Annotated in this window: 25 protein-coding genes; 5 read left to right on the top strand and 20 right to left on the bottom strand. The window is 61.2% G+C overall.

Annotated features, from left to right (window positions below):
- Window positions 1-10: 10 nt before the first annotated feature.
- On the bottom strand, window positions 11-490 hold the full coding sequence (locus tag ACLEJR_RS10805; RefSeq protein ID WP_003186867.1) for an RNA pyrophosphohydrolase: 480 nt from the start codon (window positions 488-490) through the stop codon (window positions 11-13).
- A gap of 143 nt (window positions 491-633) precedes the next feature.
- On the opposite strand from ACLEJR_RS10805, the gene ACLEJR_RS10800 reads away from it, so the two are divergent.
- Window positions 634-1,290, top strand: coding sequence for an HAD family hydrolase (locus tag ACLEJR_RS10800; protein ID WP_440796764.1), 657 nt, complete (start codon window positions 634-636; stop codon window positions 1,288-1,290).
- Window positions 1,291-1,383: 93 nt separating this feature from the next.
- On the opposite strand, the gene ACLEJR_RS10795 is transcribed toward ACLEJR_RS10800, so the two are convergent.
- Window positions 1,384-1,812, bottom strand: a complete 429-nt coding sequence (locus tag ACLEJR_RS10795; protein WP_440813798.1) for a DUF2269 domain-containing protein — start codon at window positions 1,810-1,812, stop codon at window positions 1,384-1,386.
- A 176-nt stretch (window positions 1,813-1,988) separates the two neighbouring features.
- Window positions 1,989-3,503, bottom strand: a complete 1,515-nt coding sequence (gene ilvA / locus ACLEJR_RS10790) for a threonine ammonia-lyase, biosynthetic (protein ID WP_440796760.1) — start codon at window positions 3,501-3,503, stop codon at window positions 1,989-1,991.
- A 283-nt stretch (window positions 3,504-3,786) separates the two neighbouring features.
- On the opposite strand from ilvA, the gene rpiA reads away from it, so the two are divergent.
- On the top strand, window positions 3,787-4,458 hold the full coding sequence (gene rpiA / locus ACLEJR_RS10785) for a ribose-5-phosphate isomerase RpiA (protein WP_440796758.1): 672 nt from the start codon (window positions 3,787-3,789) through the stop codon (window positions 4,456-4,458).
- 167 nt (window positions 4,459-4,625) lie between these two features.
- On the opposite strand, the gene ACLEJR_RS10780 is transcribed toward rpiA, so the two are convergent.
- The 4 genes from ACLEJR_RS10780 to ACLEJR_RS10765 all read right to left on the bottom strand — a co-directional run bounded on the left by ACLEJR_RS10780 (window position 4,626) and on the right by ACLEJR_RS10765 (window position 8,911).
- A complete protein-coding gene (locus ACLEJR_RS10780; protein ID WP_440813796.1) occupies window positions 4,626-5,543 on the bottom strand; it encodes an SdiA-regulated domain-containing protein in 918 nt (305 codons plus the stop codon).
- Window positions 5,544-5,661: 118 nt separating this feature from the next.
- Window positions 5,662-6,594: an SdiA-regulated domain-containing protein gene (locus ACLEJR_RS10775; protein WP_440813794.1), complete on the bottom strand. Its 933-nt coding sequence runs from the start codon at window positions 6,592-6,594 to the stop codon at window positions 5,662-5,664.
- A gap of 214 nt (window positions 6,595-6,808) precedes the next feature.
- Window positions 6,809-7,474 carry a fumarylacetoacetate hydrolase family protein gene (locus ACLEJR_RS10770; protein WP_440813792.1) on the bottom strand — a complete coding sequence of 222 codons (666 nt, stop codon included), beginning with the start codon at window positions 7,472-7,474 and terminating at the stop codon, window positions 6,809-6,811.
- A gap of 42 nt (window positions 7,475-7,516) precedes the next feature.
- Window positions 7,517-8,911, bottom strand: coding sequence for an FAD-binding oxidoreductase (locus ACLEJR_RS10765; RefSeq protein ID WP_440796750.1), 1,395 nt, complete (start codon window positions 8,909-8,911; stop codon window positions 7,517-7,519).
- A 205-nt stretch (window positions 8,912-9,116) separates the two neighbouring features.
- Here ACLEJR_RS10765 and serA point away from each other — a divergent pair, with 205 nt between their 5' ends.
- Complete coding sequence (gene serA, locus ACLEJR_RS10760) at window positions 9,117-10,346, top strand: phosphoglycerate dehydrogenase (protein ID WP_440796748.1); 1,230 nt, start codon at window positions 9,117-9,119, stop codon at window positions 10,344-10,346.
- A 204-nt stretch (window positions 10,347-10,550) separates the two neighbouring features.
- Here the strand turns inward: serA and ACLEJR_RS10755 are convergent, their stop codons facing one another.
- Window positions 10,551-10,976 (bottom strand): DUF4399 domain-containing protein, encoded by a 426-nt coding sequence (locus tag ACLEJR_RS10755; protein ID WP_440796746.1) that lies wholly within the window; start codon window positions 10,974-10,976, stop codon window positions 10,551-10,553.
- Window positions 10,977-11,109: 133 nt separating this feature from the next.
- Here ACLEJR_RS10755 and ACLEJR_RS10750 point away from each other — a divergent pair, with 133 nt between their 5' ends.
- Window positions 11,110-11,676: a transporter substrate-binding domain-containing protein gene (locus ACLEJR_RS10750; RefSeq protein WP_440813790.1), complete on the top strand. Its 567-nt coding sequence runs from the start codon at window positions 11,110-11,112 to the stop codon at window positions 11,674-11,676.
- Window positions 11,677-11,831: 155 nt separating this feature from the next.
- On the opposite strand, the gene ACLEJR_RS10745 is transcribed toward ACLEJR_RS10750, so the two are convergent.
- The 12 genes from ACLEJR_RS10745 to ACLEJR_RS10690 form a co-directional block, all read right to left on the bottom strand.
- Window positions 11,832-12,458, bottom strand: a complete 627-nt coding sequence (locus tag ACLEJR_RS10745; protein ID WP_440813788.1) for a class I SAM-dependent methyltransferase — start codon at window positions 12,456-12,458, stop codon at window positions 11,832-11,834.
- Window positions 12,459-12,627: 169 nt separating this feature from the next.
- Complete coding sequence (locus tag ACLEJR_RS10740; RefSeq protein WP_440813786.1) at window positions 12,628-13,272, bottom strand: methionine ABC transporter permease; 645 nt, start codon at window positions 13,270-13,272, stop codon at window positions 12,628-12,630.
- Window positions 13,262-14,386, bottom strand: a complete 1,125-nt coding sequence (locus ACLEJR_RS10735; protein ID WP_440813784.1) for a methionine ABC transporter ATP-binding protein — start codon at window positions 14,384-14,386, stop codon at window positions 13,262-13,264. Before ACLEJR_RS10735 ends, ACLEJR_RS10740 begins: the two co-directional genes overlap by 11 nt.
- A 2-nt stretch (window positions 14,387-14,388) precedes the next feature.
- On the bottom strand, window positions 14,389-15,198 hold the full coding sequence (locus ACLEJR_RS10730) for a MetQ/NlpA family ABC transporter substrate-binding protein (RefSeq protein WP_440796736.1): 810 nt from the start codon (window positions 15,196-15,198) through the stop codon (window positions 14,389-14,391).
- Window positions 15,199-15,357: 159 nt separating this feature from the next.
- Complete coding sequence (locus ACLEJR_RS10725) at window positions 15,358-16,716, bottom strand: LLM class flavin-dependent oxidoreductase (protein ID WP_440813783.1); 1,359 nt, start codon at window positions 16,714-16,716, stop codon at window positions 15,358-15,360.
- Window positions 16,716-17,909 carry an SfnB family sulfur acquisition oxidoreductase gene (locus tag ACLEJR_RS10720; protein ID WP_440813780.1) on the bottom strand — a complete coding sequence of 398 codons (1,194 nt, stop codon included), beginning with the start codon at window positions 17,907-17,909 and terminating at the stop codon, window positions 16,716-16,718. Before ACLEJR_RS10720 ends, ACLEJR_RS10725 begins: the two co-directional genes overlap by 1 nt.
- A 23-nt stretch (window positions 17,910-17,932) precedes the next feature.
- Complete coding sequence (locus tag ACLEJR_RS10715) at window positions 17,933-19,174, bottom strand: SfnB family sulfur acquisition oxidoreductase (RefSeq protein WP_440813778.1); 1,242 nt, start codon at window positions 19,172-19,174, stop codon at window positions 17,933-17,935.
- A 383-nt stretch (window positions 19,175-19,557) separates the two neighbouring features.
- The gene (locus ACLEJR_RS10710) at window positions 19,558-20,322 is read right to left on the bottom strand and encodes a hypothetical protein (RefSeq protein ID WP_440813776.1); all 765 of its coding nucleotides are present in this window, start codon (window positions 20,320-20,322) and stop codon (window positions 19,558-19,560) included.
- A gap of 450 nt (window positions 20,323-20,772) precedes the next feature.
- Window positions 20,773-21,531 carry an L-cystine ABC transporter ATP-binding protein TcyN gene (tcyN, locus tag ACLEJR_RS10705; protein ID WP_440796727.1) on the bottom strand — a complete coding sequence of 253 codons (759 nt, stop codon included), beginning with the start codon at window positions 21,529-21,531 and terminating at the stop codon, window positions 20,773-20,775.
- Window positions 21,532-21,534: 3 nt separating this feature from the next.
- Window positions 21,535-22,200, bottom strand: a complete 666-nt coding sequence (gene tcyL / locus ACLEJR_RS10700; RefSeq protein ID WP_144930408.1) for a cystine ABC transporter permease — start codon at window positions 22,198-22,200, stop codon at window positions 21,535-21,537.
- Window positions 22,200-22,994: a cystine ABC transporter substrate-binding protein gene (gene tcyJ, locus ACLEJR_RS10695; protein ID WP_440796725.1), complete on the bottom strand. Its 795-nt coding sequence runs from the start codon at window positions 22,992-22,994 to the stop codon at window positions 22,200-22,202. Before tcyJ ends, tcyL begins: the two co-directional genes overlap by 1 nt.
- A 307-nt stretch (window positions 22,995-23,301) precedes the next feature.
- Window positions 23,302-24,294, bottom strand: coding sequence for a D-cysteine desulfhydrase (locus tag ACLEJR_RS10690; RefSeq protein ID WP_440796724.1), 993 nt, complete (start codon window positions 24,292-24,294; stop codon window positions 23,302-23,304).
- A 494-nt stretch (window positions 24,295-24,788) separates the two neighbouring features.
- Between ACLEJR_RS10690 and betT the strand changes: the two genes are divergently transcribed.
- Window positions 24,789-26,750 (top strand): choline transporter BetT, encoded by a 1,962-nt coding sequence (gene betT / locus ACLEJR_RS10685; protein ID WP_440813845.1) that lies wholly within the window; start codon window positions 24,789-24,791, stop codon window positions 26,748-26,750.
- Window positions 26,751-26,854 lie beyond the last annotated feature (104 nt).

The raw sequence follows: 26,854 nt of genomic DNA, 5'->3' as shown, positions 1-26,854 counted from the left end.
AACTCCGTCGTCAGTCGCGCGTCAGCAGGCGCGGGGCAAGCTCTTTGAGGGCGCGCCGGTACACCTCGCGCTTGAATGTCACCACCTGGCCCAACGGATACCAATAGCTGACCCAGCGCCAGCCATCGAACTCCGGTTTACCGGTCAAATCCATCCGCACCCGCTGCTCATTGGAGATCAGGCGCAGGAGAAACCATTTCTGCTTCTGGCCGATGCACAGCGGCTGGCTGTGCGTCCTGACCAGGCGTTGCGGCAAACGATAGCGCAACCAGCCCCGGGTGCAGGCGAGTATTTCGACATCCTCTCGCTCAAGCCCCACTTCTTCGTTCAACTCGCGGTACAAGGCCTCTTCCGGCGTCTCCTGGGGATTGATTCCACCCTGGGGAAACTGCCAGGCGTCTTGATTGATACGGCGAGCCCATAGCACCTGCCCTGCATCATTCGTAAGAATGATCCCCACATTGGGTCGGAAACCATCGGGATCGATCACGGCAACAACCTCGCAAACGCATGTCGCCGCATTGTTCCACAAAGGTTGTGAAAGCAGCAACGAGGCTACCTACCTTATGTGCACTCTTGTGAAAAGTCCGTATTCTGGACGCCTTTCCTCAGAAATTTCAGCGAGTAACTGCAATGCGGCTGGCTTTATTCGACTTGGACAACACGTTGCTGGGCGGCGACAGCGATCACGCGTGGGGCGATTACCTGTGTGAGCGCGGTTTCCTCGACGCCGTCACGTACAAGGCGCGCAACGATGAGTTCTACCAGGATTACCTGGCGGGCAAGCTCGACAACGCCGAGTACCTGAATTTTTGCCTGGAAATCCTCGGTCGCACCGAGATGGACGTCCTGGCCCAGTGGCATCTGGACTATATGCGCGACTGCATCGAGCCAATCGTGTTGCCCCAGGCCATCGAGCTGCTGAAAAAGCACCGTGACGCCGGCGACAAGCTGGTGATCATCACCGCCACCAACCGTTTCGTCACCGCGCCCATCGCCGAGCGCCTGGGGGTCGAAACCCTGATCGCCACCGAGTGCGAAATGATCGATGGCCGCTACAGTGGTCGAAGCACCGACATCCCGTGCTTTCGCGAGGGTAAGGTGACGCGGTTGAACCGCTGGCTGGAAGAGACCGGCCACTCACTCGAAGACAGCTACTTCTATAGCGACTCGATGAATGATCTGCCGTTGCTGGAGGTGGTGGCGCATCCGGTGGCCGTGGACCCGGACCCGAACCTGCGGGCCGAGGCCCAGAAGCGGGGTTGGCCGGTGATTTCGCTGCGCGGTTGAAATCGTCATCGCGAGTAGGCTCGCTCCCACAAGGGGACGCATTCCAATGTGGGAGCGAGCCTGCCCGCGATGCAGTCGACTCGGTTCCAAGCCCTAAACCGGCTTGGCCCCCATCAACCCGGCAATGGCGATCAAGCAGACCACGCTGAACAACGCCAAGGCAAAAGTGAACCTGCCAACACCCGCCGTCGGCGCCTTGCGCGCTTTGTTCGGCCGCGCCAGCAGCCAGAACCCCGCCAGCGCCGCCAGGGTATAGAGCACGCTGGAGGCCAGCAGCCAGGTCTGCCCCAGCGGCCAGCCGACCTGATGAACCATCCACCAGCCGGTGAAGGGCAGGCTCGCCAGGGCAAGCCCCATCACCAGCCAGATAAATACCCGCGGGCGTTGCAGTGTGCGGGCAGGTGCAGTGGCGTCGCCATTGCGGCGTGTCCGCCAGACCCAGATAGCCAGCCCCACGGCGCCCACCAGCAGCAAAGCAGTGGCCAGGACGTGAGCGATCTTCAGCGCAGTCAACGTTTCCATTGTTCGATGTCCTTATGACTTGCTCAACAGCTTAGACCCCCGTGGCGAGGGAGCTTGCTCCCGCTTGAGTGCGAAGCGCTCACCTTTTCCGGGGGCGCTTCGCGCCCCAGCGGGAGCAAGCTCCCTCGCCACAGGTCCATCCAGTACCCAGACCGAACGGTCAAAATTGCGCAAGCTCACCCCAAGAACAGCTGGTACGCCGGGTTATCGCTTTCATCCCAGTACGGATAGCCGATCTCCTCAAGGGCAGCCGGCACCAGATGGCGTTCATCGTGAGGCACTTGCAGCCCCGCGACCACACGCCCATCTGCCGCGCCATGGTTGCGGTAGTGGAACATCGAGATGTTCCAGCGCCCGCCCAGTTTATTGAGGAAGTTGAACAGCGCGCCGGGGCGTTCCGGGAATTCGAAGCGCAGCACCACTTCGTCGATCACATGGGCCGCATGCCCGCCCACCATGTGGCGGATATGCAGTTTCGCCAGTTCGTTGTCGGTCAGGTCCAGCACCGGAAAGCCCTGCTCGGTCAGGCTGGCGATCAGTGCGCTGCGCGGGTCGTTCTCCGGGTGCGTCTGCACGCCGACGAAAATGTGCGCTTCGCTGCCGGTGTTGTAGCGATAGTTGAATTCGGTGATCTGGCGCTTGCCGACCGCCTCGCAGAACGCCTTGAAGCTGCCCGGTTTCTCGGGGATGGTCACGGCGATGATTGCTTCGCGGCCCTCCCCCAGTTCGGCGCGCTCGGCGACGTGGCGCAAGCGATCGAAGTTGACGTTGGCACCCGAGTCGATGGCCACCAGGGTCTGGCCGCTGACGCCGCGCGATTCGACATACTTCTTGATCCCGGCCACGCCTAGCGCGCCGGCAGGTTCGGTGATCGAGCGGGTATCGTCGTAGATATCCTTGATGGCGGCGCAGATCTCGTCGGTGCTGACGGTGATCACTTCGTCCACATAGTGTTTGCAGATATCAAAGGTGTGCTGGCCGATCTGGGCCACGGCAACGCCGTCGGCGAACAGCCCCACGGTTGGGAGCACCACACGTTCCCCGGCGGCCAGGGCCGCTTGCAGGCAGTTGGAATCGTCCGGCTCGACGCCGATCACCTTGATCTCCGGGCGCAGGTATTTCACATAGGCTGCGATGCCGGCGATCAGCCCGCCGCCACCGACCGGGACGAAGATCGCATCCAGGCGCCCAGGATGCTGGCGCAGGATTTCCATGGCCACCGTGCCCTGCCCGGCAATGGTGTGGGGATCGTCATAGGGGTGAATGTAGACGTAGCCCTTTTCGTCCACCAGTTTCAGCGAATAGGCCAGGGCTTCCGGGAAAGAGTCGCCGTGCAGCACGACTTTGCCACCGCGGGAGCGCACGCCTTCGACCTTGATTTCCGGGGTGGTCTTGGGCATCACGATGGTGGCCTTCACGCCCAGGACTTTCGCCGCCAGGGCCAGGCCCTGGGCATGGTTGCCCGCCGAAGCCGTGACCACCCCGCGGGCGCGCTCTTCGTCGCTGAGCTGGGTCAGCTTGTTGTACGCCCCGCGAATCTTGAACGAGAACACCGGCTGCAAGTCTTCGCGCTTGAGCCAGATGTTGTTACCCAGCCGCTCGGAAAGCTGGCGAGCGGTCTGCAGCGGGGTTTCTACGGCAACGTCGTAAACGCGCGAGGTGAGGATCTTCTTGACGTACTGTTCGAGCATCGGAAAGCATCACTGGGCGGGTTGGGCAGGGCCTGGGAGTCTAACCCGGCTTTTGGCCGGGCGACCACACGAATTGAAGGCTTCAAGGGACAAGCCCCCCGTGGCGAGGGAGCTTGCTCGCGCTGGACTGCGAAGCAGGCCCAGGATTTTGCGGTGGCTGCACCACCGAGCGGGAGCAAGCTCCCTCGCCACGGGGATCTGCGTTCAATCAAGCAATGACCGAGGCGCTTGCGGCGCCTATAATGCCGGCCTTTCGTTCCCACTCGGCACCTTCGGAGCCCGCATGACCCAGGATCAACTCAAACAGGCTGTGGCCCAGGCTGCCGTCGACCTCATCCTCCCGAAACTGGATGACAAGAGCATCGTCGGGGTCGGCACCGGCTCCACGGCCAATTGCTTCATCGACGCACTGGCCAAACACAAGGGCGCGTTCGATGGCGCGGTCGCCAGCTCCGAAGCCACTGCTGCACGCCTCAAGGGCCACGGGATCCCGGTGTACGAGCTCAATACCGTGAGCGATCTGGAGTTCTACATCGACGGCGCCGACGAAAGCGATGCCCACCTGAACCTGATCAAGGGCGGCGGCGCGGCCCTGACCCGGGAAAAAATCGTCGCGGCAGTGGCCAAGACCTTCATCTGCATTGCCGACGCCAGCAAGCTGGTGCCGGTCCTTGGCGCATTCCCGCTGCCAGTGGAAGTCATCCCGATGGCCCGCAGCCACGTGGCCCGGCAACTGGTGAAGCTGGGCGGCGACCCGGTGTACCGCGAGGGCGTGCTGACCGACAACGGCAACATCATCCTGGATGTGCACAACCTGCAAATCACCGACCCGGTGGCGCTGGAAAGCCAGATCAACGCGATCGTGGGCGTGGTCACCAACGGCCTGTTCGCGGCGCGTCCGGCGGATGTGTTGCTGCTGGGTACACCTGAAGGGGTGAAAACCCTCAAGGCCTGATCCGATGTTGTGATTGGCACTCTTGTGGCGAGGGAGCTTGCTCCCGCTTGAGTGCGAAGCACTCACAGAGGGCTGCTACGCACCCCAGCGGGAGCAAGCTCCCTCGCCACGGTAATTCGGGCGGCGCTTGAATGATCGGCGCTGCAGGCACAGAGATGCCTGCCTGATCAATCGCGCTGCGGCTTCTTGAACACATAAAACAGATTCGGCTCACTCACCAGGTATAGATTGCCGTCATCGTCCATGGCGAGGCCTTCGGCCTGGGGCACGGTTTTCTGCAGGCCATGGCGGCCTTTGTTCAGTGACAGCGTGCTCAATGGCCGGCCATTGATATCCAACTCGATAATCAACCGTGACTCCTCGGACAGCGCCAGCAAATGGCCGCTGCGCTCGTCGTATTGCAGGCTCGAAAGGTCCCGTACGAACAGCCCTGCATCGCGCTTGGGGTTGTTGACCACATGCACGGCGTAGGATTTTTCCGGATTCTGGTGAGGAAACCCGTGCACTTCATAGATCAGCATCGGGTCGCGTTCCTTGGCCACGAACAGTCGCTTGCCCACCGAGTCGTAGGCCAGTCCTTCGAAGCCTTTATTGCTGCTCATGTGCAAGCCCAGGGTCATCTGTTCGGCGTCGGCTGCGTCGAGGAACCGGGTGTCATCGTCCAGATGGATCTTGATCAGCCGCTGTTCGCGCTCGTCAGTGATGACGTAGATGTCTTCGCTGATGAACTCCACCGCTTCCGGATCGCCGAAGCCGATCAGGGCGATGCGCCGCAGCACCTTGCCATCCAGCGACAGTTCGACCAGCTCCGAATCCTGATTGGTAACGGTGAACAGGCTCTTGCGTACCGGGTCGTAGGTCAGCGCGGAAACGTCATCGTCGAGGCCTTCGATCACCTGCGCCTCGATGGCGACCTGGTACTGATCCAGTGCAATGGCCTGCTCGTCGATAGGTTTCCAAAGCGTATTGAGGTTGAACCAGGCACGTTCGAACAGGCGCAAGTGCTGGCCGCCGGCGATCAGTGCAACCAGCAGGATCGTCAGCAATATCATGAATAGGGGTTTGGGACGGGCGAATCGGCGCATGTGGGTGGGCTCTGATAAGACAGGTGGATGGAAATACCACGACTGTCTGAACTGAAGCTTAATGGCCGTTTGCCACGTCCTACAACGAAGACGGAATAATCTTACAGGGTCAGGGCGATCAGCGTTGTTTTTCGAAACGATAAAACAGATTCGGCTCGCTGACCATGTAGAGGTTGCCGGCTTCATCGATGGTCACGCCCTCGGCGCGAGGGATGGTGTCCTTCAGGCCGTTGAAGCCCCCCAACAGGGTCATGAAGCTGACCTGGTCGCCTTTGTCGTCCAGCTCCAGCAGCAGATGGGAGTCGGCTGAAAGCACCAGCATGTGGCCTGTGCGAGGATCGATCGCCAGGGCCGAGAGGTTTCGCAGGTCCAGTTCATCGCTGACGTGGATGTGCTTCTCGCCGCTGAGCTGCTGGCTGCCGTCGCTTTTCCAGGTGAACAGGGCCGGCGGGCGTTCCTCCCCGAGCACCAGTTGCTGATTGCGCGGGTCCCAGACAATCCCTTCGAAGCCCTTGTTCTGGTTCTTCGATGGGCCAAGGTCATAGTGAGGGAAGTTGGCGCTGTTGAGCTCACGGGTGTCGGCGTCCACCTGGACGATAGTCAATGTGTGGCTTCGCTCATCGGTAATCGCCAGCAGACCGTTTTCCATGTAGGTCACGCCTTCGGGATTGCTCCAGCCCACCAGGGGCATTTTGCGCAGTACGTCGCCCTGCAGGGTCAGCTCAACCAGAAAGGGCTGTTTGCCCATGACTGCGAACAGGGTCTTGGTCTGCGGGTTATAGGTGATGTCCGACGCTTCGTCCTTCTCCATGCCGGGCAGCGGCTTGGCGTCGATCACGGCGCGGTAGTCCGGCAACCAGGTGCTTTCCTGGCGCTGGGCCGGGCTCTGGAAGTGCTCCGACAGCCAAAGCAGGCCACGATCATCCCAATGCATCGCAAACGCCAGGCCATAGGCCGCCGCGACGGCCAGCAGCGACCAGGCATACCAGGGCAGGGCGAAGCGAGAGCGGCGAAGGGCTTTGGCGGGAGACGGTGATTGGGTATTGGCCATCAGTGAGGGTGTTCCAGATCAGTCGGATTAAGGATACGGCTGGCTCAGATGCCGCTATCCGCTGAATTATCCGGATGGCATGTGAAAAAACAGTAAATAGCGCATACCTGTGGGAGCGAGCTTGCTCGCGATGAGGCCATCACATCCAACATTTGTGTTGATTGATAGACCGTTATCGCGAGCAAGCTCGCTCCCACAGTGTACGGGGCTACAGTCAGCGAACGCTGCTTTCGAAGCGGCTCGCCCCGGGCAGTTCTATCACCAGCTCATCGCCGACGTTCAGCGGCCCGACGCCCGCCGGGGTGCCGGTGAGGATCACGTCCCCGGCTTGCAGTGAGAAGCAGCCGGCCATGTGCTGGATCATCGGCACGATGGGGTTGAGCATCAGGCTGCTGTTGCCGTCCTGGCGCACTTCACCGTTGATGGTCAGGCGCACGGGGATATCGGTGAGGTCGGCGAAGGTGCCGTTCGGCACGAAGGGGGCGAGTACCGCCGCGCCGTCGAATGACTTGGCGATTTCCCACGGCAGGCCCTTGGCCTTGAGCTCGGCCTGTTTGTCCCGCAGGGTCAGGTCCAGGGCCGGGGCAAAGCCGGAAATGGCGTCCAGCACTTCCTCAACGCTCGGGCGGGTCGACAATGGCTTGCCGATCAGCACGGCGATTTCCGCCTCGTAGTGCACCGAGCCACGGTCCGTAGGAATACTGAAGCCGCCCTCCATGGGTACCACGCAACTGCCCGGCTTGATGAACAGCAGGGGCTCGGTGGGCACCGGGTTATCCAGTTCCTTGGCATGTTCGGCGTAGTTACGGCCGATGCACACGAGTTTTCCTACCGGGAAATGAATGCGTGTGCCGTCGACATACTGGTGCTGATAGCTCATTACCGACTCCTGGGTCTGGGATTCATCAGGTGCTTCAAGGCATCAAACTGCGAAGATCTTGCCTGGGTTCATGATGCCGTTCGGATCGAATACGGCCTTTACTGCTTTCATGTAGTCGATTTCCACAGGCGAACGACTATAGGTCAGGTAATCGCGCTTGGTCATCCCCACGCCGTGTTCGGCCGAAATCGAGCCGTTGTACTTCTCGACGGTTTCAAACACCCACTTGTTGACGGTCGCGCATTTGGCAAAGAACTCGTCCTTGCTCAGGTTTTCCGGCTTGAGGATGTTCAGGTGCAGGTTGCCGTCGCCGATGTGGCCGAACCAGACGATTTCAAAGTCCGGATAATGTTCGCCGACAATCGCGTCGATTTCCCGAAGGAAACCTGGAACGTTCGAGACGGTGACCGAGATGTCGTTCTTGTACGGGGTCCAGTGGGAAATGGTTTCGGAGATGTACTCGCGCAGTTTCCACAGGTTCTGCAACTGGGTTTCGCTCTGGCTCATCACGCCATCCAGCACCCAGCCTTGCTCTACGCAGTGCTCGAAGGTTTCCAGGGCGTGATTGGCGACTTCTTCGGTGGTGGCTTCGAATTCCAGCAGGGCGTAGAACGGGCACTCGGTGTCGAACGGGGCCGGCACGTCCCCACGACCGAGGACTTTGGCCAGGGCCTTGTCGGAGAAGAATTCGAAAGCGGTCAGGTCGAGCTTGCCCTGGAAGGCATGCAGCACCGGCATGATCGAGTCGAAGTCCGGCGTGCCGAGCACCATGGCGGTGAGGTTCTTCGGTGCGCGATCCAGGCGCATGGTGGCTTCGACCACGAAGCCGAGGGTGCCTTCGGCACCGATGAACAGCTGGCGCAAGTCGTAGCCGGTGGCGTTCTTGATCAGGTCTTTGTTCAATTCCAGGAGGTCACCCTTGCCGGTGACGACTTTCATGCCGGCGACCCAGTTGCGGGTCATGCCGTAGCGAATGACCTTGATCCCGCCGGCATTGGTGCCGATATTGCCGCCAATCTGACTGGAGCCGGCTGAAGCGAAATCCACCGGGTAGTACAGGCCATGTTCCTCGGCCTTGTTCTGCAACTGCTCGGTGACCACGCCCGGCTGGCAGACGGCGGTACGGTCGGTGAGGTTCACGTCGAGAATCTGGTTCATGTAGTCGAAGGACACGACCACTTCGCCATTAGCCGCCACGGCTGCCGCCGAAAGCCCGGTGCGCCCGCCCGATGGCACCAGGGCTACTTTGTGCGTGTTGGCCCAGCGAACGATGGCCTGGACCTGCTCGGTCGTCTTGGGGAAGACGATAGCGGTCGGCGCAGGGGCGAAATGCTTGGTCCAGTCCTTGCCGTAAGCGTTCAGGGAGTCGGCGTCGGTCAGGACCTTGCCAGGCTCAACCAGGGTCTTCAGCTCATCTAACAGGGCAGGATTGGTCATCGACAGAACTCTCGAACAATTCATGGTCATCCTGAGAACGCTTCACGTCGCAGGAATGAGTGTTTAGCGGGGTGGCTATGCTAGCATACCGACCCCGCAGCGTAGTGCTCAAAGGCTGTTCTGCGGCGACGGCTTTCACGCCGGTCGGGCCAGCATGCGCTGCCCGATTCCCTGCCATTTTTCTCCGGGACACAGGTTTACGCAGATGAGCAAGACTTCTCTCGATAAGAGCAAGATCAAGTTCCTTCTTCTCGAAGGCGTCCACCAATCGGCTGTCGACGTCCTCAAGTCGGCGGGCTACACCAGCATCGAGTACATCACCAGTTCTCTGCCGGAGGCCCAGCTCAAGGAAAAGATCGCCGATGCGCACTTCATCGGCATCCGCTCGCGCACTCAATTGACCGAAGAGATTTTCGATCACGCCAAGAAACTGGTCGCGGTCGGCTGCTTCTGCATCGGCACCAACCAGGTCGACCTCAACGCAGCACGCGAGCGCGGTATCGCGGTGTTCAACGCTCCGTACTCCAACACCCGTTCCGTTGCCGAACTGGTGCTGGCCGAAGCGATCCTGCTGCTGCGGGGCATCCCTGAGAAAAACGCGTCCTGCCATCGTGGCGGCTGGATCAAGAGCGCGGCCAACTCCTTTGAAATCCGCGGCAAAAAGCTGGGTATCGTCGGCTACGGTTCGATCGGTACGCAATTGTCGGTCCTGGCCGAAGGCCTGGGCATGCAGGTGTTCTTCTACGACACCGTGACCAAGCTGCCGCTGGGCAACGCCACCCAGGTCAATGACCTGCACGAGTTGCTGGGCATGTCCGACATCGTGACCCTGCATGTTCCGGAAACCCCTGCGACCCAATGGATGATCGGCGAGAAAGAAATCCGCGCCATCAAGAAAGGCGGGATCCTGATCAACGCCGCCCGTGGCACGGTGGTCAAGCTCGAAGCCCTGGCCGAAGCGATCAAGGACAAGCACCTGATCGGCGCCGCCATCGACGTGTTTCCGGTGGAGCCGCGCTCCAATGACGACATCTTCGAGAGCCCGCTACGTGGCCTGGACAATGTGATCCTGACCCCGCACATCGGTGGTTCCACCGCTGAAGCCCAGGCCAACATCGGTCTGGAAGTCGCGGAAAAACTGGTCAAGTACAGCGACAATGGTACTTCGGTATCGTCCGTGAACTTCCCGGAAGTGGCCCTGCCGGCGCACCCTGGCAAGCACCGCTTGCTGCACATCCACGAAAACATTCCGGGTGTGATGAGCGAGATCAACAAGGTCTTCGCCGAAAACGGCATCAATATTTCCGGTCAGTTCCTGCAAACCAACGAGAAGGTCGGCTACGTCGTGATCGACGTCGACGCCGAGTACTCGGACCTGGCACAAGAGAAACTGCAACACATCAAGGGCACTATCCGGTGCCGGGTGTTGTTCTGACAGGCAGTCATCCGCTGTCGCTTTGAAGAAAAAAGAAAAGGGAGCCTGACCGGGCTCCCTTTTTTTGCCTGATACAACATCGAACCCTTGTGGGAGCGAGCCTGCTCGCGATAGCGGTGTTTCAGCTACAGACATGCTGGCTGATCCACCGCAATCGCGAGCAGGCTCGCTCCCACAGGGTGCCGTGTTGTCAGCTATTCTGGATTATTTCACGGTCACCGTGATTTTCTTCGACACGATCGGTGGATCGAACGGCATGTGGCCGCTGTCGCCCAGTTCCAGCTGCAAGGTGTGCTCGCCCGGCGCCAGCTTGATGGTCGCTTCGGTCTGGGCCTTGCCGAAGTGCATGTGGTTCGCATCGTTGGGAATCGGTGCGTCCTTGGCGGGCAGTTTGTCGACGTCGATCAGCAGATGGTGGTGCCCGGTATTTTTTGTCACGTCACCCGCCGGGGCCAGGGCGATGCCCTTGACGCCGAACCTGACCTTGAATTCCTGGGCGACGGTGGCGCCGTCCTTCGGGGAAACGATGAAGACTTCAGCACCTTTCGGAGCCGGGGTCGCGGCGGCCGCCAGCATCGAAGTGCCGAGCAACAGGCCGGCCAACGCGGCACGAGACATAAAGCTTTTCATTTTTTTCTCCAGTTTTTCCATGAAATCCGCCTGGTCGTGACAACTTCATGACCAATCGTTGTCGAAGCCTGCAACAACCATAGCAAAGCGAGCCTGAAACGAGCGTCGCTTATATAAATACCTAGGAGTGACCATGCGTTTTCTGCCTGGCCTGATTTGCCTGCTACCCCTTCTGAGCCCCCTGGCCCATGCCGAACTGATCGACGACATCAACGACCGTGGCGAGCTGCGCATTGCCCTGGAAGCCAATGCCGCCCCGTTCAACTTCAAGGAGGACGGCAAGCTCGCCGGCTTTGAAGTGGAACTGGGCCAGATGCTGGCCGCCGAGCTCGATGTGCGCGCCGACTTCGTGGTCACCGATGCCGCGGATCTGCTGAGCGGTGTGGAAAGTGGCAAGTACGATGTCGCTATCAATCACATAGCACTGACCCCGGAACTGGCAGAACGTTTCGACACCAGCGCCGCTTACAGCCATCCGGATGCGCAGCTGCTGGCGAGCAAGGAAGAGGCGCAGCGTCCGATGGTGCTGGCGCAGTCTTTCCAGCCGGAAGAGAAAACCGGTCCGGCGCCGAGCCTGGTGATCCCGTTCCAGAAGGACAACCCGGCATTCAAGGCCAGTCTGGACAACGCCTTGACGCGTATCAAAGAGGATGGGCGATTGGAGCGGTTGTCACAGAAGTGGTTGGTCAAGCGGGAATAACCTAAACCTGTAATTACACACGGTCCCCTGTGGCGAGGGAGCTTGCTCCCGCTGGACTGCGAAGCAGGCCCAGGATTGCGACGGCTGCGCCGCCGAGCGGGAGCAAGCTCCCTCGCCACGGCTTCAGTGTTCAGTCGGTAGAAACAGGTCCGCTTTCAAGACTTGCGCCAGACACTCGCCAGCCAAGGCTGTTGCTCGCGCGGCAGCCCCGCCGGCCGATAGTAATGTTCCAGCTCTACAAAACCGGCTTCGCCCAGCAGCGTGCGCCAGGCCGCGAGGTCGTGGTAGGCGCCGAAGCGCTGGCCGTTCCAGCCTTCCTGGTTCTCGCCACGGGGGTTGGAGCTGAACAGCACACCACCGGGCTTGAGCGTAGCGCGCAGTTGCTTGAGTACCCGCGGTAGTTCCTGGACCGGGATATGAAACAGCACGGCGTTGGCAAAAATCCCGTCGAAGCGTTCCGCCGGCAGATCGAGTTTCAGGAAATCCTGTTGCCACACCTCACAACCGCTGTCCTGGCGCGCCATGCGGGCAAATGCCTCCGAGCCGTCGAGGCCGACCGCCACGTGGCCCATGGCAGTGAACGTGCGCAGGTCGCGTCCGGGCCCGCAGCCGAAATCCAGGATGTGCAACGGGGCCTGGCCCTGGATGTGCCGCAGCAGGGCGTCGATGTTCTGGCTGACGTCGTGATCGCGGGTGCCCTCGCGAAAACTCTCGGCGACGGCGTTGTAATTGCCCAGCGTCGTACTGGTGATGGTGTGCAGGTCTTCGGGGGTGTGTTTCATGGGTATTGGCTTGGGTGGGGAACGTTGGATTGACTATACCGCAGGCGCCCATCGCGAGCAGGCTCGCTCCCACAAAGGGGTTGCGTCGTTCACAGAACCCTGCGGGAGCAGCCTGCTCCGGGCGGCGATCCGACAATAGCGGTGGAAGAAGTATCAACCCTGGCGCTGCTCAGCGCTTGTTCAACCCCCGCGCCAGGCGATCCCCACCCAACTGGATCACCGCCACCAGCGCCACCAGCAACACGATCACCGTGAGCATGATCTGGCTGTCGAAACGCTGGTAGCCATACCGGTAGGCGATGTCGCCCAGGCCGCCGGCGCCGATGGCGCCCGCCATGGCCGAGGAATTGATCATGGTCACCAGGGTAATGGTGAAGCCGCCGACGATGCCCGGCAGGGCTTCAGGCAGCAGCACGTGCCAGACGACGTGCCAGCGCCGGCAGCCCATGGCCTGGGCGGCTTCGATCAGGCCATGGTCGACCTCCCGCAGGCTGACCTCGGCGATACGCGCGAAGAACGGCGTGGCGGCGATGGTCAGGGGCACCACGGCGGCCCAGACCCCGTAAGTGGTGCCGACGATCAGCCGGGTGAACGGGATCAGCGCCACCATCAGGATCAAAAACGGGATCGAGCGGAACAGGTTGACGAACGCCCCCAGGGTTTTATTCACAGCAGGCGCCTCATAAATCCCGCCCTTGCCGCTGGTCACCAGGATCACCGCCATCGGGATACCCACCAGCAGCGCGATCAACGACGACACGCCCACCATCAGAAAGGTGTCAATGAAGCCCTGTAACAGCCGATCAAACCACATAACCCAGCACCTCTACCCGTTGTGCCCAATTGCCGGCGCGTTGACGCAACTCTTCGGCACCCCACGAAGAACCGCTCACCGCCAGCAGCAATTGCCCCAGCCCATGGCCCTGGATCCGTTCGATGCCGCCGTGCAGCAGCCGCACGCGCCCACCCAGAGCGCTGAACAAGGCCGCCAGGTCCGGTTCGTCGTGGCCGCTGCCGGTGAATTGCAGGCGCAGCACGGTGGCGGCATCCGCCGACGCCGGTTGTGCTTGCAAGCGGTTTTGCAGTTCTTCGGGCAGCGCATGCTGCAAGGGCGCCAGCAGTGTCCGGCTGACTTCATGCTGTGGGTTTCCGAACACTTCCCAGACCGGCCCCTGCTCGACGATGCGCCCTTGCTCGAGCACTACCACCCGGTCGCAGACTTCGCGAATCACCGCCATTTCATGGGTGATCAGCACGATGGTCAGGCCCAGCCGCTGATTGATCTCGCGCAGCAAGCCGAGAATCGACTGGGTGGTCTCCGGGTCCAGGGCCGATGTGGCCTCGTCGCACAGCAGAATCTGCGGATCATGCACCAAGGCCCGGGCGATCCCGACGCGCTGCTTCTGGCCGCCGGAAAGCTGCGCCGGATAGGCCTGGTGCTTGCCTTGCAGGCCAACCAGTTCCAGCAGCTCGCGGACTTTGCGCTGGCGCTGCGCCTTGGGCACCCCGGCGACTTTCAGTGGCAACTCGACGTTCTGCCACACGGTCTTGGCCGACATCAGATTGAAGTGCTGGAAGATCATGCCGATGCGTCGGCGCAGCTCCACCAGGCGGTCTTCATCGAACTCGCCGATGTCCACCTGGTCGATCAGCACGCGTCCGCTGGTAGGTTGTTCGAGCCGGTTGATGGTGCGGATCAGCGACGACTTGCCGGCGCCGCTGCGGCCGATGATGCCGAACACCTCGCCGCGCTGGATCGCCAGGTCGATGCTGTGCAGCGCGGCCACCGGTCCTTGCGCGCCGTTATAAGTTTTGCCCAGGCCAATGAAGCGCACATGGGCGCGGTTCAGTTCAGGGTGCAGTTCGGTCTGTTCAGCGCTCTGGGGCGTGGCGGGTTCATCCCGGAGTCGGGCGTTGACGGCATTCATGATCAGCCTTCCCAACCGGCCTGGTAGAGCTTGCCATGGGCCTTGTCCAGGGCGGCGCGTACGGCGGGCGAATGTTGATAGATGTCGACGAACTTGATCAGGCGTGGGTCGTCCTTGCTCTTGGGCTGGATCACAAACTGGATCACGTATTCCTTGTGGTCCAGGCCGTCGAACAGCAAGGCAGAGGTGGCATCGAAGGTTTTCGCCAGGCGGATGTAGGCGGGGTAACCCTGTACCAGGTCGGCGTCGTCATAGGCGCGCACCAGTTGCACGGCTTCGACCTGGAGGATCTTGATGTTTTTCGGGTTGGCGACGATGTCGTCCTCGGTGGCCTTGTAGCCCACGCCGGGCTTGAGCGTGATCAGCCCGGCCTTTGCCAGCAGTTGCAGGCCGCGTCCGCTGTTGATCGGGTCGTTGGCAATGGCGACGCTGGCGCCCTCGGGCAGCTCGGCGAAGCTTTTGTATTTCTTCGAGTAGAGGCCGACGTTGTTGATGATCCCCGGCGCGAAGGGCACCAGATCGAACCCGGCGGCGGCCTTGGCGTTTTCCAGGAACGGGATGTGCTGGAAATAATTCACGTCGATATCCCCGGAGGCCAGGCTGACGTTCGGTGCGATCCAGTCGCTGAACTCTACCAGCTCGACCTTCAGGCCTTGCTTGCCCGCTTCTTCGACGGCCGCTTCCAGCGGAATGGCGAACGCGGCGGTGGTGCCGATTTTAAGCGGCGCATCGGCGGCGAACAGCGCTGAGCTGAACAAGCCGAGGGCCAGGGCCAGTGCTTTGACTGGCAAGGAAAGGGAGTGCTTGGTCATAAGTTTTTTCCAGTCATCTTGATTAAAAGTCGGTGCCTTTGTGGGCAGAGAGCTTGCGGTGGCGAGGGAGCTTGCTCCCGCTGGACTGCGCAGCAGGCCTCAAGATTTCGCGCCTGCTGCGCAGCCGAGCGGGATTCAGCCAGCCCCCTGATTAATAACTCAGTGCCGGTAATCCGAGCCGGTGTGTTGCCCGGGCAAATGAGCCCCGGCATGAAACAACTTCTCGCGCAGCGTGCCGTGGTCATATGCGGTCTTGTACGAGCCGCGTCGCTGCAGCTCGGGAATCACCAGGTCGATGAAGTCCACATAACTTTGCGGCGTGACGATGCGGGTCAGGTTGAAGCCATCGAGGCCGGTCTCGGCGATCCATGATTCCAACTCATCGGCCACTTGTTCGGCTGAACCGACCACCGTGATGTAGCGGCCGCCAAGGGCGTGCTGTTCCAGCAATTTGCGTCGGGTCCAGTCGTTGTTTTGCAGGGTCTTGGTGGCGGACTGGATGGCGTTGCTCTTCACGTACTGGATCGGCTCGTCCAGTTCGTACTGGGAAAAATCGATCCCCGTCGATGCGGAAAAATGTGCCACCCCGGCCTCGGCGCTGGCGTAGCTCAGGTACTCGGCATGCTTGGCCCAGGCCGCCGCTTCGGTCTCGCCGACGATCACGTTCAGGCCCATGAACACCTTGATGTCCTTGGGGTTGCGCCCGGCACGGGCGGCGCTGGCGCGGACCTTGTCCACCTGGACCTTGGTCGCCGGTTTGTTCTGGCCGCTGATGAACACGCACTCGGCATGCCGCCCGGCGAACAACAGGCCGCGTTCCGAACTGCCGGCCTGGAACAGCACCGGAGTGCGTTGGGGCGAGGGTTCGCACAGGTGATAGCCCTCGACCTGATAGAACTCGCCTTGGTGCCGGATCTTGTGCACCTTCTCCGGCCGGGCATAGATCCGTTGCTGACGATCATTGAGTACCGCGTCGTTTTCCCAACTGCCTTCCCACAGTTTGTAGAGCACTTGCAGGTACTCGTCGGCCTGGTCGTAACGCCGGTCATGCTCGACTTGCGCGGTCAGGCCCATGGCTTTGGCGGCGCTGTCCAGGTAGCCGGTGACGATGTTCCAGCCGACCCGGCCGCGACTCAGGTGGTCGAGGGTGCTCATGCGCCGGGCGAACAGGTACGGCGGCTCGTAGGTCAGGTTGGCGGTGAGGCCGAAACCCAGGTCCCGGGTGACCGCCGCCATCGCCGAGACCAGCAGCAACGGGTCGTTGACCGGTAGCTGGATCGACTCCTTCAGCGTGACGTCCACCGATTGTTGATAGACGTCGTAGACCCCGACGATATCGGCGATGAACAGCCCGTCGAACAGGCCGCGTTCGAGCAGCTGCGCCAGGCCAGTCCAGTATTCGATCGTGTTGTACTGGGTCGAGGTGTCCTGGGGATGGGTCCACAAGCCATGGTTGATGTGCCCGACGCAGTTCATGTTGAACGCATTGAGCAGGATTTTTTTCTTGCCGGACGCCATCAGATCGTCCCCCGCAGCGGCGGCTTCTCGTCGTTGAGATAGAAGTTGCCGACCGCGTGATATTTCCAGCGCACCGGGTCGTGCAGGGTGTGCACCCGTGCGTTGCGCCAATGGCGGTCCAGGCCATGTTCGGCCAGGGTCGCCTGGCTGCCGGCCAGCTCGAACAGGGTGCTGCCGGCGGCCAGGGAAATTTCGGTGCTGATGGCGCGGGCCTCGGCCACCGCAATCGAGGCGGCGGCGACCGAATCGGCCTGAGTGTCGGCCTGGGCCCGGTCGAGGAACTCTCCGGCGCGCTCCAACAGCGCTTCGGCGGCATGCAGGCGGATGCTCAATTGGCCGAAACTCTTGAGAGTGAGCGGGTCCTCGGTGGCGACGTCGCTGGTGGCGTCGATCCATGGCCGGGTCTTGCTGCGCACGAAGTGCAACGCATCTTCATAGGCGGCGCGGGCGATGCCGGTGTCGATGGCGGCATGGAGAATCTGCGCCAGCGGCCCCACCGGCGTCGGGCGCTCGAAGGCACTCTGGAATGGCACGACGTCTTCGGCGTCGACATACACGTCGTCGAACACCACCGAGCCGCTGCCGGTGGTGCGTTGGCCGAAACCGCTCCAGTCGTCGATCACTGTCAGGCCTTTACTGTCGTGCGGGACGAACGCCAGCTGTTGCACACCGTTTTCATCCACCACCGAAGTGGGGATGCGTTGGGCATAGATCGCCCCGGTGGCGTAGAACTTGCGCCCGTTGATCCGGTAGCCGTCGCCATCGCGACGCAGCTGAGTGGTGCGCTCGTGGGCGGTCTTGGTGCCAAGCTCGGCCAATGCGTTACCGAAGCGCTGGCCGGCCAGTACCTCGGCGTATAACCGTTGCTTCTGCGCTTCGCTGCCATTCACCCGCAACACTTCCAGGGCGTAGTAATGGTTCTGCGGAATCTGCCCGAGGGAACCGTCGGCCTGGGCGATCAAGGCGATGACCTTGGCCAGCGTGACGTTGGAAACCCCGGCGCCGCCGTAGGCCTTGGGCACGCTGATGCCCCACAGGCCGGAGCGGGAGAAGACTTCCAGTTCCGGATAGGGCAGGCGTCGTTCGCGGTCGCGCAGGACGCTGTCGCGCTTGAAGTCATCGGCCAGGTCGCTGGCGACGATGAGGGCTTGTTCATCGCTGGTGATTACCGCGACGTGTTGAGAAAACGTCATGTACTGCTCCAGAGGTCGGGTCGTCAGATCCAGGAATGTCGCGCCGGCAACGTGCCGTTGAGGTGATAGGCGCCAACCGCGTGATACTTCCAGCGCACCGGGTCGTGCAGGGTGTGGACCCGCGCGTTGCGCCAGTGGCGGTCGAGATTGAATTCGGCGAGGGTGGCGCGGCTGCCGGCCAGTTCGAAGAGTTTTTCGCTGGCCTGCAAGGCAATCTCGGTGGTGAGCACCTTGGCTTCGGCCACGGCAATCGAGGCGCGGGCAGCGGATTGCGCGGTGATGGGCGCGGCGCTGACCTGGTCCAGCACTTGCCCGGCCTTGCGCAGCAGCGCTTCGGCGGCGTGCAGGTCGATTTTCAGCTTGCCGATATCGGCGATCACGTAGAGGTCGTCGCTGGCCCGTTCGACCTTGGCGTCGATCCACGGCCGGGCCCGTTCACGGACGAATGCAATGGCGTCATCAATGGCGCCACGGGCGATGCCGGCGTCTATGGCGGCCTGGATCAGCTGGGAAATCGCGCCCTGTACATTCGGCTTTTCGTTGACGCGCCAGTTGTCCAGGACCCGTTCGGCGTCAACCCGGACGTCGTTCAACAGCACGGTGCCGCTGGCGGTGGTGCGTTGCCCGAAACCCGACCAATCGTCGACGATCCGCAGCCCCGGCGTACCACGCGGCACGAACGCCAACACCTGACGGCCATCGTCATTCAGTGCCTTGACCGCCACCCAGTGGGCGAACAGCGCGCCGGTGGAATAGAACTTTTGCCCGTTGATGACATACCCGTCACCGTCAGCGGTGATCCGTGTCTTGAGCTGCAGGGTATTTCGCACGCCCCGTTCCGGCCCGGCATTGCCGATGCGCCAGCCTTCGAGCACGCTTTGCAGGAGGATTTTCTTTTGCCGCTCGGTGCCCGTGGCGAGAATCAGCTGGAGCACGCCGAACTGGTTCTGGGGGATCTGCCCGAGGGCCGGGTCGGCAGCGGAAATGATCGCGAACACGTCGGCGACGGTCACGAACGAAACCTGGGGGCCGCCGTATTCCCGGGGAATAGCGATGCTGCCTAGCCCGCTGCGGGTGAATTGTTCGATTTCCGACCACGGCAGTTTGCGCTGCTGATCGCGCCGCGCCGCCTGCTGACGGGCGACCTGCGCCAGTTCGCGGGCGGCCTCGATGGCCTCGGCATCGTTGCGCAGTATTTGCGCGGGCAGCAACAGCGGTGCGATGTCCTGGTCGCTCTGGACCTTTGCTTGTGCCAGGTCTGACATCACAGCCACTCCGTGGCTGCTGGCAGTGCCTTGGCGTGCTGCGCTTTTGTGCCCTGCACTGGGGTGATTGTGTTCCGTACCATACCCACCTCACATCTCAAGAAACGCCGCGATGAATGCGGCGTGTAAAAACAAGAATGTCCGGTGGTCCGGTGTATATACCCTAAACGCGTATAAATTTTTTATGAACTAACTTTTAGGAATATATATAGGTTGGATTGAATGCCTACTTGGCTTGCCGTAGTACCAAGGCTTTTGTGGCGAGGGAGCTTGCTCCCGCTGGGTTGCGCAGCGACCCCAAGCTTTTTATGGGCGCTGCGCACCCAAGCGGGAGCAAGCTCCCTCGCCACAGAAACGCCTCTGGCAGCAACAATCTCGGTCATTCAATGGCGGCCAACCCCGGCCGCCATGAGTGCTTCGTTCGAGGCACTTTTCTGACAAGGCCTGGCACAGCCGATCTTCAACGTCCGCGGCGGCGCCCACTGGGAGTTATTGCCTACGCGATCAAGGATGCAGTAGGTCACTTCCAGGCGCAGGTCCTCCCCGGCTTCGAGGATGACGTGCGGCGGGACCCAGATGTTGATCGGCTGGCCGATCTCGCTCGGCTTGATGCGGGGCAAGTCCATGCGCACATCGCCCCAGCGCAAGGTGATTGCATCGTCGGCGGCCATGTTCAGGTAGGGCTCGATGGTCACTGGTACACCGCGCTTGATCTGGCTCGGGTTCACCCCTTGGCGGCGGATGGTCGCGGGTATCCTGACCGGCGCCAACCCCTGGTTTTCAGTGCCGCTCAAGGCCGAAGGCTGGCCGCCTGGGCAATCGAGTTTTACCTGTATCCGTTGCGCGACGGACAACGCCGGCCCACGCCCCACTTGCATCACGCGGTAGTGAATGCGCGAAGTTCCATTGACGATGAAGCTTTCCGGCACCCGTAGCGTGACGCTGGTTTGTACGTCGGCCGATGTCAGCAGGCGAGAGCCCACGTAGCAGTCGTCCCAGAACAACTCGATCAGGTCGCCCGCGTCCATGCCGGGGTAGGGTGCAATGGCGACTTCCAGGTGCGTGGCACTGGCGATATTGATACCGGCAGGGTGGATGTTGGCCACGGTGGGTGCAGCCAGTCCAGGAATATTCGACGTACATGTCATGATGTTCTCCTTGATAACGCTACATATTTTATTTACGCGGCACTAGGCGCTGACTTTATTAGCCAGTGTATGGAATTGAGTTAATGTGCATCGCCTGTCGATCACTAGATAAAGGTTCGCTAGTTGCAGTGTCAATAGAGGGGCTTGCTTAATGGTTCGATGGGAAGTTCTTCAGAAACGTCCTACGCCCCATTGTTAAGAATGCTTGGCGTCAGGCGCCTTTTTCCTAGGCTGGCCGTTTGAGGCGGGAAAGCTGAGGAGACTTGTTGGCGTTCAAAAAAGATCAGGAGAAAGTGTTGCTAGAGATATGTGTATGTGCGCAATGATCAATGGAAATTATTTATAGGCACAAAGTTGCCAGTTGTTTCGTCTTTGATAACTGATGCAGTGCGGTCTTGAATAAGTTGCCTCACTTCCATCCCTGGAAGTGATGAAGCTTGAAGCAACTTACTAGGCGCCGTTTCCGGCAGAGAGGAATTTGCTGAGGAACTGCCGGGTACGCTCTTCCTTTGGTGCGGCAAACAAGGCCTTGGCTTCGCCTTGCTCGACGATCACGCCTTTGTCGAAAAACACCACGCGGTTGGCCACGTCTCGGGCGAAGCCCATCTCGTGGGTCACGATGACCATGGTGCGCTTCTCTTCGGCCAGGCCACGGATGGTCGACAGCACTTCACCCACCAGTTCCGGATCGAGGGCCGAGGTCGGCTCGTCGAACAGGATCACCGCAGGTTCCATCGCCAGTGCCCGGGCAATGGCCACGCGCTGTTGCTGACCCCCGGACAGGCGTCGCGGGTAAGCGTTTTCCTTGCCCGCCAGCCCGACCTTGGCCAAAAGCTTGCGGCCCAGGGCTTCGGCGTCGGCCCGCGGGGTCTTTTTCACCACCATCGGGCCTTCGGTGACGTTCTCCAGCGCAGTGCGGTGGGGGAACAGATTGAAGTTCTGGAACACAAATCCCACCTGCTGACGCAAGCGCCGCACCAGGTTCTGCTGCTGGTTCAAAGGGCGGCTGCCATCGATTTCGATGTCACCCACCTTGATCCGACCGCTGCTGGGTTCTTCGAGGAAGTTCAGGCAGCGCAGGAAGGTGGTCTTGCCCGAGCCACTGGGACCGATGATCGCAACCACTTCGCCTTCTTCGATCTTCAGGTCGATGCCATTGAGCACCACCTGACCCTTGAACTGCTTTGTCAGTTTTTCCACGACAATCATGGATCAGGACTCCTGGTCATGCCGATTGACCCGGGCTTCCAGGACGTTCTGCAGGTGCGAGAGCACGCTTGCCAGAACCCAGTAGATCAGCGCGGCGGCAAGGTACATGGTGAAGATCTCGAAGGTTCGCGCGGTGATCAGCTGCGCCTGGCGGAACAGCTCCGGCACCTGGATGGTCGCCGCCAGCGCGGTGTCCTTGACCAGGGAAATGAAGCTGTTGCCCAACGGTGGCAGGGCCGTGCGTGCGGCTTGCGGCAGGATGGCCCGGCGCAGGGTCTGGGCGCGGGTCATGCCGATGCTGGCCGCCGCTTCCCACTGGCCACGCTCGATGGAACTGATGGCGGCCCGCAGGATTTCACAGGCGTAGGCGGCCATGTTCAGCGAGAAGCCGATCAGCGCCGCCGGCAGCGGATCCAGCTCGACGCCCAATTGCGGCAGCCCGTAATAGATCACGAACAGTTGCACCAGCAGCGGCGTGCCGCGAAAGAACGACACGTAGATGCGTGCGACCCAGCTCACCAGCTTGAAGCGCGACAGGCGCATCAGCGCCAGGCCGAACCCCAGCAACAAGCCGAAGAACATGCCGCCCAGGCTAAGAATCACCGTGTAATACGCGCCCTTGAGCAAGAAGGGCGCGGAGTCCAGCGCGAGTTGGAAAGCCTCTTCCATTATTGAGTGACGTCAGCGCTGAAGTATTTCTCCGAAAGCTTTTTCAGCGTGCCGTCGGCGCGCAGCTTGTCGATGGCCTGGTTCACCGCGTCCAGCAGTTCAGGTTCGCCTTTGCGCAGAGCGATCCCGGACTCCTGGCGGGAAAACGCTTCGCCGGCGGCGGCAGTGTCCTTGGCTTTTTTGGCGTATTCCAGGGCGGCGAGGCGGTCGATCAGGATGGCGTCGATACGGCCGACACGCAGGTCCTGGAACTTGGTCGGGTCATCTTCGTAGGTGCGTACGTCAGCGCCCGGTACGTTGGCCTTGACCCACTGTTCGTAGTTGGTGCCCAGTCCCACGCCAACTTTCTTGCCCGCAAGGTCGGCCGCCGTCTTGATGGTGTCTTTGTTCTTGGTCAGGGTCAGTGCCTGGATCCCGGAAACGGTATACGGTTTGGAGAAGTCGTACTTCTTCTTGCGCTCTTCGGAAATGGTCACCTGGTTGATCACCGCGTCCAGGCGATTGGACTCCAGCGCCGCGAGGATGCCGTCCCATTTGGTTGGCTGCAGCTTGACCTTCACGCCCAGTTCCTTGGCCAGGGCTTCGGAAAATTCCACTTCGAAACCGGTCAGCTTGCCGTCGGCATCAACGAAACTGAACGGAGGGTAAGTGCCTTCCAGGCCGACGTTGATCACGCCCTTGTCCTTGATCGTTTGCAGCTGCTCACCGGCAACCGCTTGCCCCAGCAGGCCGGCGCTCAATGCCAGGCCCAGCGAACCCACCAGCAGGTTGCGACGTAATGCGGAAAAATTCATGACAAGCCCCTGTGTTTTCTTATGAAACATTATGTGGATGAGAAAGGCGTAGCCGCGATTCGAAAAGATTGCCACATCCTGCCTCAAAGCAGCTTGGGCGTCTCGCGGCAAATGCGCCTTCGGCGCGACTATAGGATGGGTTTTATAGATTGGAAAATAATATTAAATCCTGTACATATTCCAATATGAAATGATCCCATTGTGGGAGCGAGCCTGCTCGCGATGACGGTGGGTCAGTTAAATCCATCGTCACTGACCCACCGCCATCGCGAGCAGGCTCGCTCCCACAGGGAGACTTTCTCAGGTCTTAGAACACTGCGTCATAGGCGAACAGCGCAGGTGCGCCACCGGTGTGCAGGAAGATGATCGGACCCTCGTCGAAACGGTCGCGGCCGATGCCATCGAGCAGCCCGGCCATGGCCTTGCCGGTGTAGACCGGATCCAGCAACAGGCCTTCCTGGCTGGCAAGCAGCTTGACCGCCGCCAGCGTCCCGGCGTTTGGCTCGCCGTAGCGAGGGGCGAAATATTCGTCCCACAGGTTGACCTTGAACGCCTCCGGCAGCTTGATCTCGAGCAGCTGCGCGGTGCGTTCGGCCAGGCCCTGTACCTTGGGAAACTGATCCTCTTCGCTGCGCGAAACCGTGACACCAATGACAGGAAGGTTCGGCAGGCTTTCGCTCAACGCCAGCGCCAGGCCGCTATGAGTCCCGGCGCTGCCGGAGGCCAGCACTACGGCGGCGAAATCCAGCCCGGTGTCCTTGATCTGCTCGGCCAGTTCCAGGCCGGCCCGCACATACCCCAGCGCGCCCAAGGCATTCGAGCCGCCAATTGGCACCAGGTAGGGCTTTTTTCCGTTGCTGCGCAGGCGGCCGGCCAGGGCCTGCAACTGCTCATCGGCGTTATCCAGGTTTTCCACCAGCTCGACCTTGGCATCGAACAGTTCAAGCAGCAGCCGGTTGCCGTTGCCCAGGTAATTGTGGTCGTCGGTGCCGATGGGGTTTTCCAGCAGGGCCACACAACCCAGGCCCAGCTTAGCGGCGATGGCGGCCGTCTGGCGCACATGGTTGGACTGGATCGCGCCGGCGGTGATCAGCGTGTCCGCGCCTTGGGCGATGGCATCGGCGGCCAGGTATTCAAGCTTGCGCAGTTTGTTGCCACCCAGCGCCAGGGGCGTCAGGTCGTCGCGCTTGATGTAGACATCCCGGCCGAGCCAGCTGGAGAGGCGGTCGAGCTTTTCCAGCGGGGTCGGGTGGCCGAGCAGATCCAGGCGGTTAAAGCGGGCCAGCTGTTGTTTGATCATGAGTCCGTACTGATTGCAGGAGATGACCGGACTATAGGCAGGGCGGGTGTGGGTGGGCAACTGGCAATCGTTTAGGTGTGAGTAAAAAGCCAGTGACCTCGTATTGCCAAACGACACGGACCTGTGGGAGCGAGCTTGCTCGCGATTGCGGTGGTCCAGTTGGCATATCTTTTTACTGACACACCGCTATCGCGAGCAAGCTCGCTCCCAAAGGGGCTGGGCGTTGTTTGCCATTACTGAACGAACACACCCCAGGCAGCGTCATACCCTCCCGTGGACTAGTGTAGGAAAGGTGCCGTCGAGCCCTGCGATTGGTCCTTAGCTACCTCAGTATGTTTAACTTGAACGTTCATTCAAGTTAAACCGTCGGTTTGCTGCCCGCTCACAACAGGAGGCTTGCCTTTGCCGAGTCCGTTTTCGATCGTCGCTCCCTCGCTTGTCGGGGTACGTTGCCCATGAGTGCCTCGTCCCTTCCATCCAGCGGCCTGGTCCGCATGAATCCGCCGGTGTTTTACTTCGCCGCGACCTTCATCCTGCTGTTCGGCCTGGTGGTGATCAGCCTGCCCGAGCAGGCCGGCGCCTGGCTGCTGGCGGCGCAGAACTGGGCGGCCAACACGGTCGGTTGGTACTACCTGCTGGCGATGACGCTGTATCTGGTCTTCGTGGTGGTCACCGCCTTGTCCGGCTACGGCAAGATCAAGCTCGGTGCCGACCACGACGAGCCCGAATTCAGTTATTTGTCCTGGGCCGGGATGCTGTTCGCCGCCGGGATCAGCATCACCCTGTTTTTCTTCTGCGTCTCCGAGCCGCTGACCCATATGGTGCAGCCGCCCCAAGGTGAGGCCGGAACCGCCCAGGCCGCACGCCAGGCCATGCAGATCCTGTTTCTGCACTGGGGCCTGCACGGCTGGGGCGTGTTCGCGTTTGTCGGCATGGCCTTGGCCTACTTCGCCTATCGGCACAACCTGCCGCTGGCGTTGCGTTCGGCGCTGTACCCGCTGATCGGCAAGCGCATCAACGGCCCCATCGGCTATGCCGTGGATGGCTTCGGCATCATTGCCACCGTGTTCGGCCTCGGCGCGGACATGGGCTTTGGGGTGTTACACCTCAACTCCGGTCTCGATTACCTGTTCGGCGTCGCCCACACCCAATGGATTCAAGTCGGCCTGATCGTATTGATGATGGGCGCGGCGATCATCGTGGCGGTGGCGGGCGTGGACAAGGGCGTGCGCGTCATGTCCGACATCAACATGCTGCTGGCCTGTGCGCTGCTGCTGTTCGTGCTGTTCGCCGGGCCAACCCAGCATCTGCTCAACACGCTGATCCAGAATCTGGGCGACTACCTCGGCGCGCTGCCGATGAAGAGCTTCGACCTGTACGCCTACAACAAGCCCAGCGACTGGCTGGGTGGCTGGACAGTGTTCTACTGGGCCTGGTGGATTGCCTGGTCGCCGTTCGTGGGGCTGTTCATCGCGCGGATTTCCCGCGGCCGTACCATTCGCGAGTTCGTGTTTGGCGTGTTGCTGATTCCCCTGGGTTTCACCCTCGCCTGGATGTCGATTTTCGGCAACAGCGCCATCGACCAGGTGCTGAACCATGGCATGAGCGCGTTGGGTATGTCGGCCCTGGAAAACCCGTCGATGAGTCTGTACCTGCTGTTGGAAACCTACCCCTGGAGCAAGACCGTCATCGCGGTCACGGTGTTCATCAGCTTCGTGTTTTTTGTCACGTCTGCCGACTCCGGCACTGTGGTGCTTTCGACGCTCTCGGCCAAGGGCGGTAGCCCGGATGAAGATGGGCCGAAATGGCTGCGGGTGTTCTGGGGCGCGATGACCGCCCTGGTCACCAGCGCGCTGCTGTTTTCCGGCAGCATCGATGCCCTGAAATCAGCGGTGTTGCTGACCTCCCTGCCGTTCTCGCTGATCCTGTTGTTGATGATGTGGGGCTTGCACAAGGCGTTCTATCTGGAGTCGCAGAAACAGATCGCGCAATTGTATTCATTGGCACCGGTATCCGGTTCCCGCCGGGGCACGGGCGGCTGGCGCCAGCGCTTGAGCCAGGCGGTGCATTTCCCGTCCCGCGACGAGGTGTACCGCTTCCTCGACACCACGGTGCGCCCGGCCATTGAAGAGGTGAAGGCAGTGTTCGCCGAGAAGGGCCTGGCGGTGATCACCCAGCCAGACCCGGCCAGCGACAGTGTCAGCCTGGAAATCGGTCACGGCGAGCAGCACCCGTTCATCTACCAGGTGCAGATGCGCGGTTACTTCACGCCGTCGTTTGCCCGTGGCGGCATGGGTTCCAAGGAACTCAACAACCGCCGTTACTACCGCGCCGAGGTGCATCTGAGTGAGGGTAGCCAGGATTACGACCTGGTGGGCTACACCAAGGAGCAGGTGATCAACGACATCCTCGACCAGTACGAGCGGCACATGCAGTTCCTGCACCTGGTGCGTTGACTGAGGCTTTGACACAGCCGAGCGTTTTCATCTGCCGCGCCGGCCCCATCGCGAGCAAGCTCGCTCCCACAGGGACAAGTGAGTCCTTCTTGGAGGGATGCTGA

Source organism: Pseudomonas sp. SMN5 (assembly GCF_052041925.1).
GTDB lineage: Bacteria > Pseudomonadota > Gammaproteobacteria > Pseudomonadales > Pseudomonadaceae > Aquipseudomonas.
The sequence above is the reverse complement of the archived record's forward strand: the minus strand, read 5'-3'. Positions and strand labels throughout refer to the sequence as shown.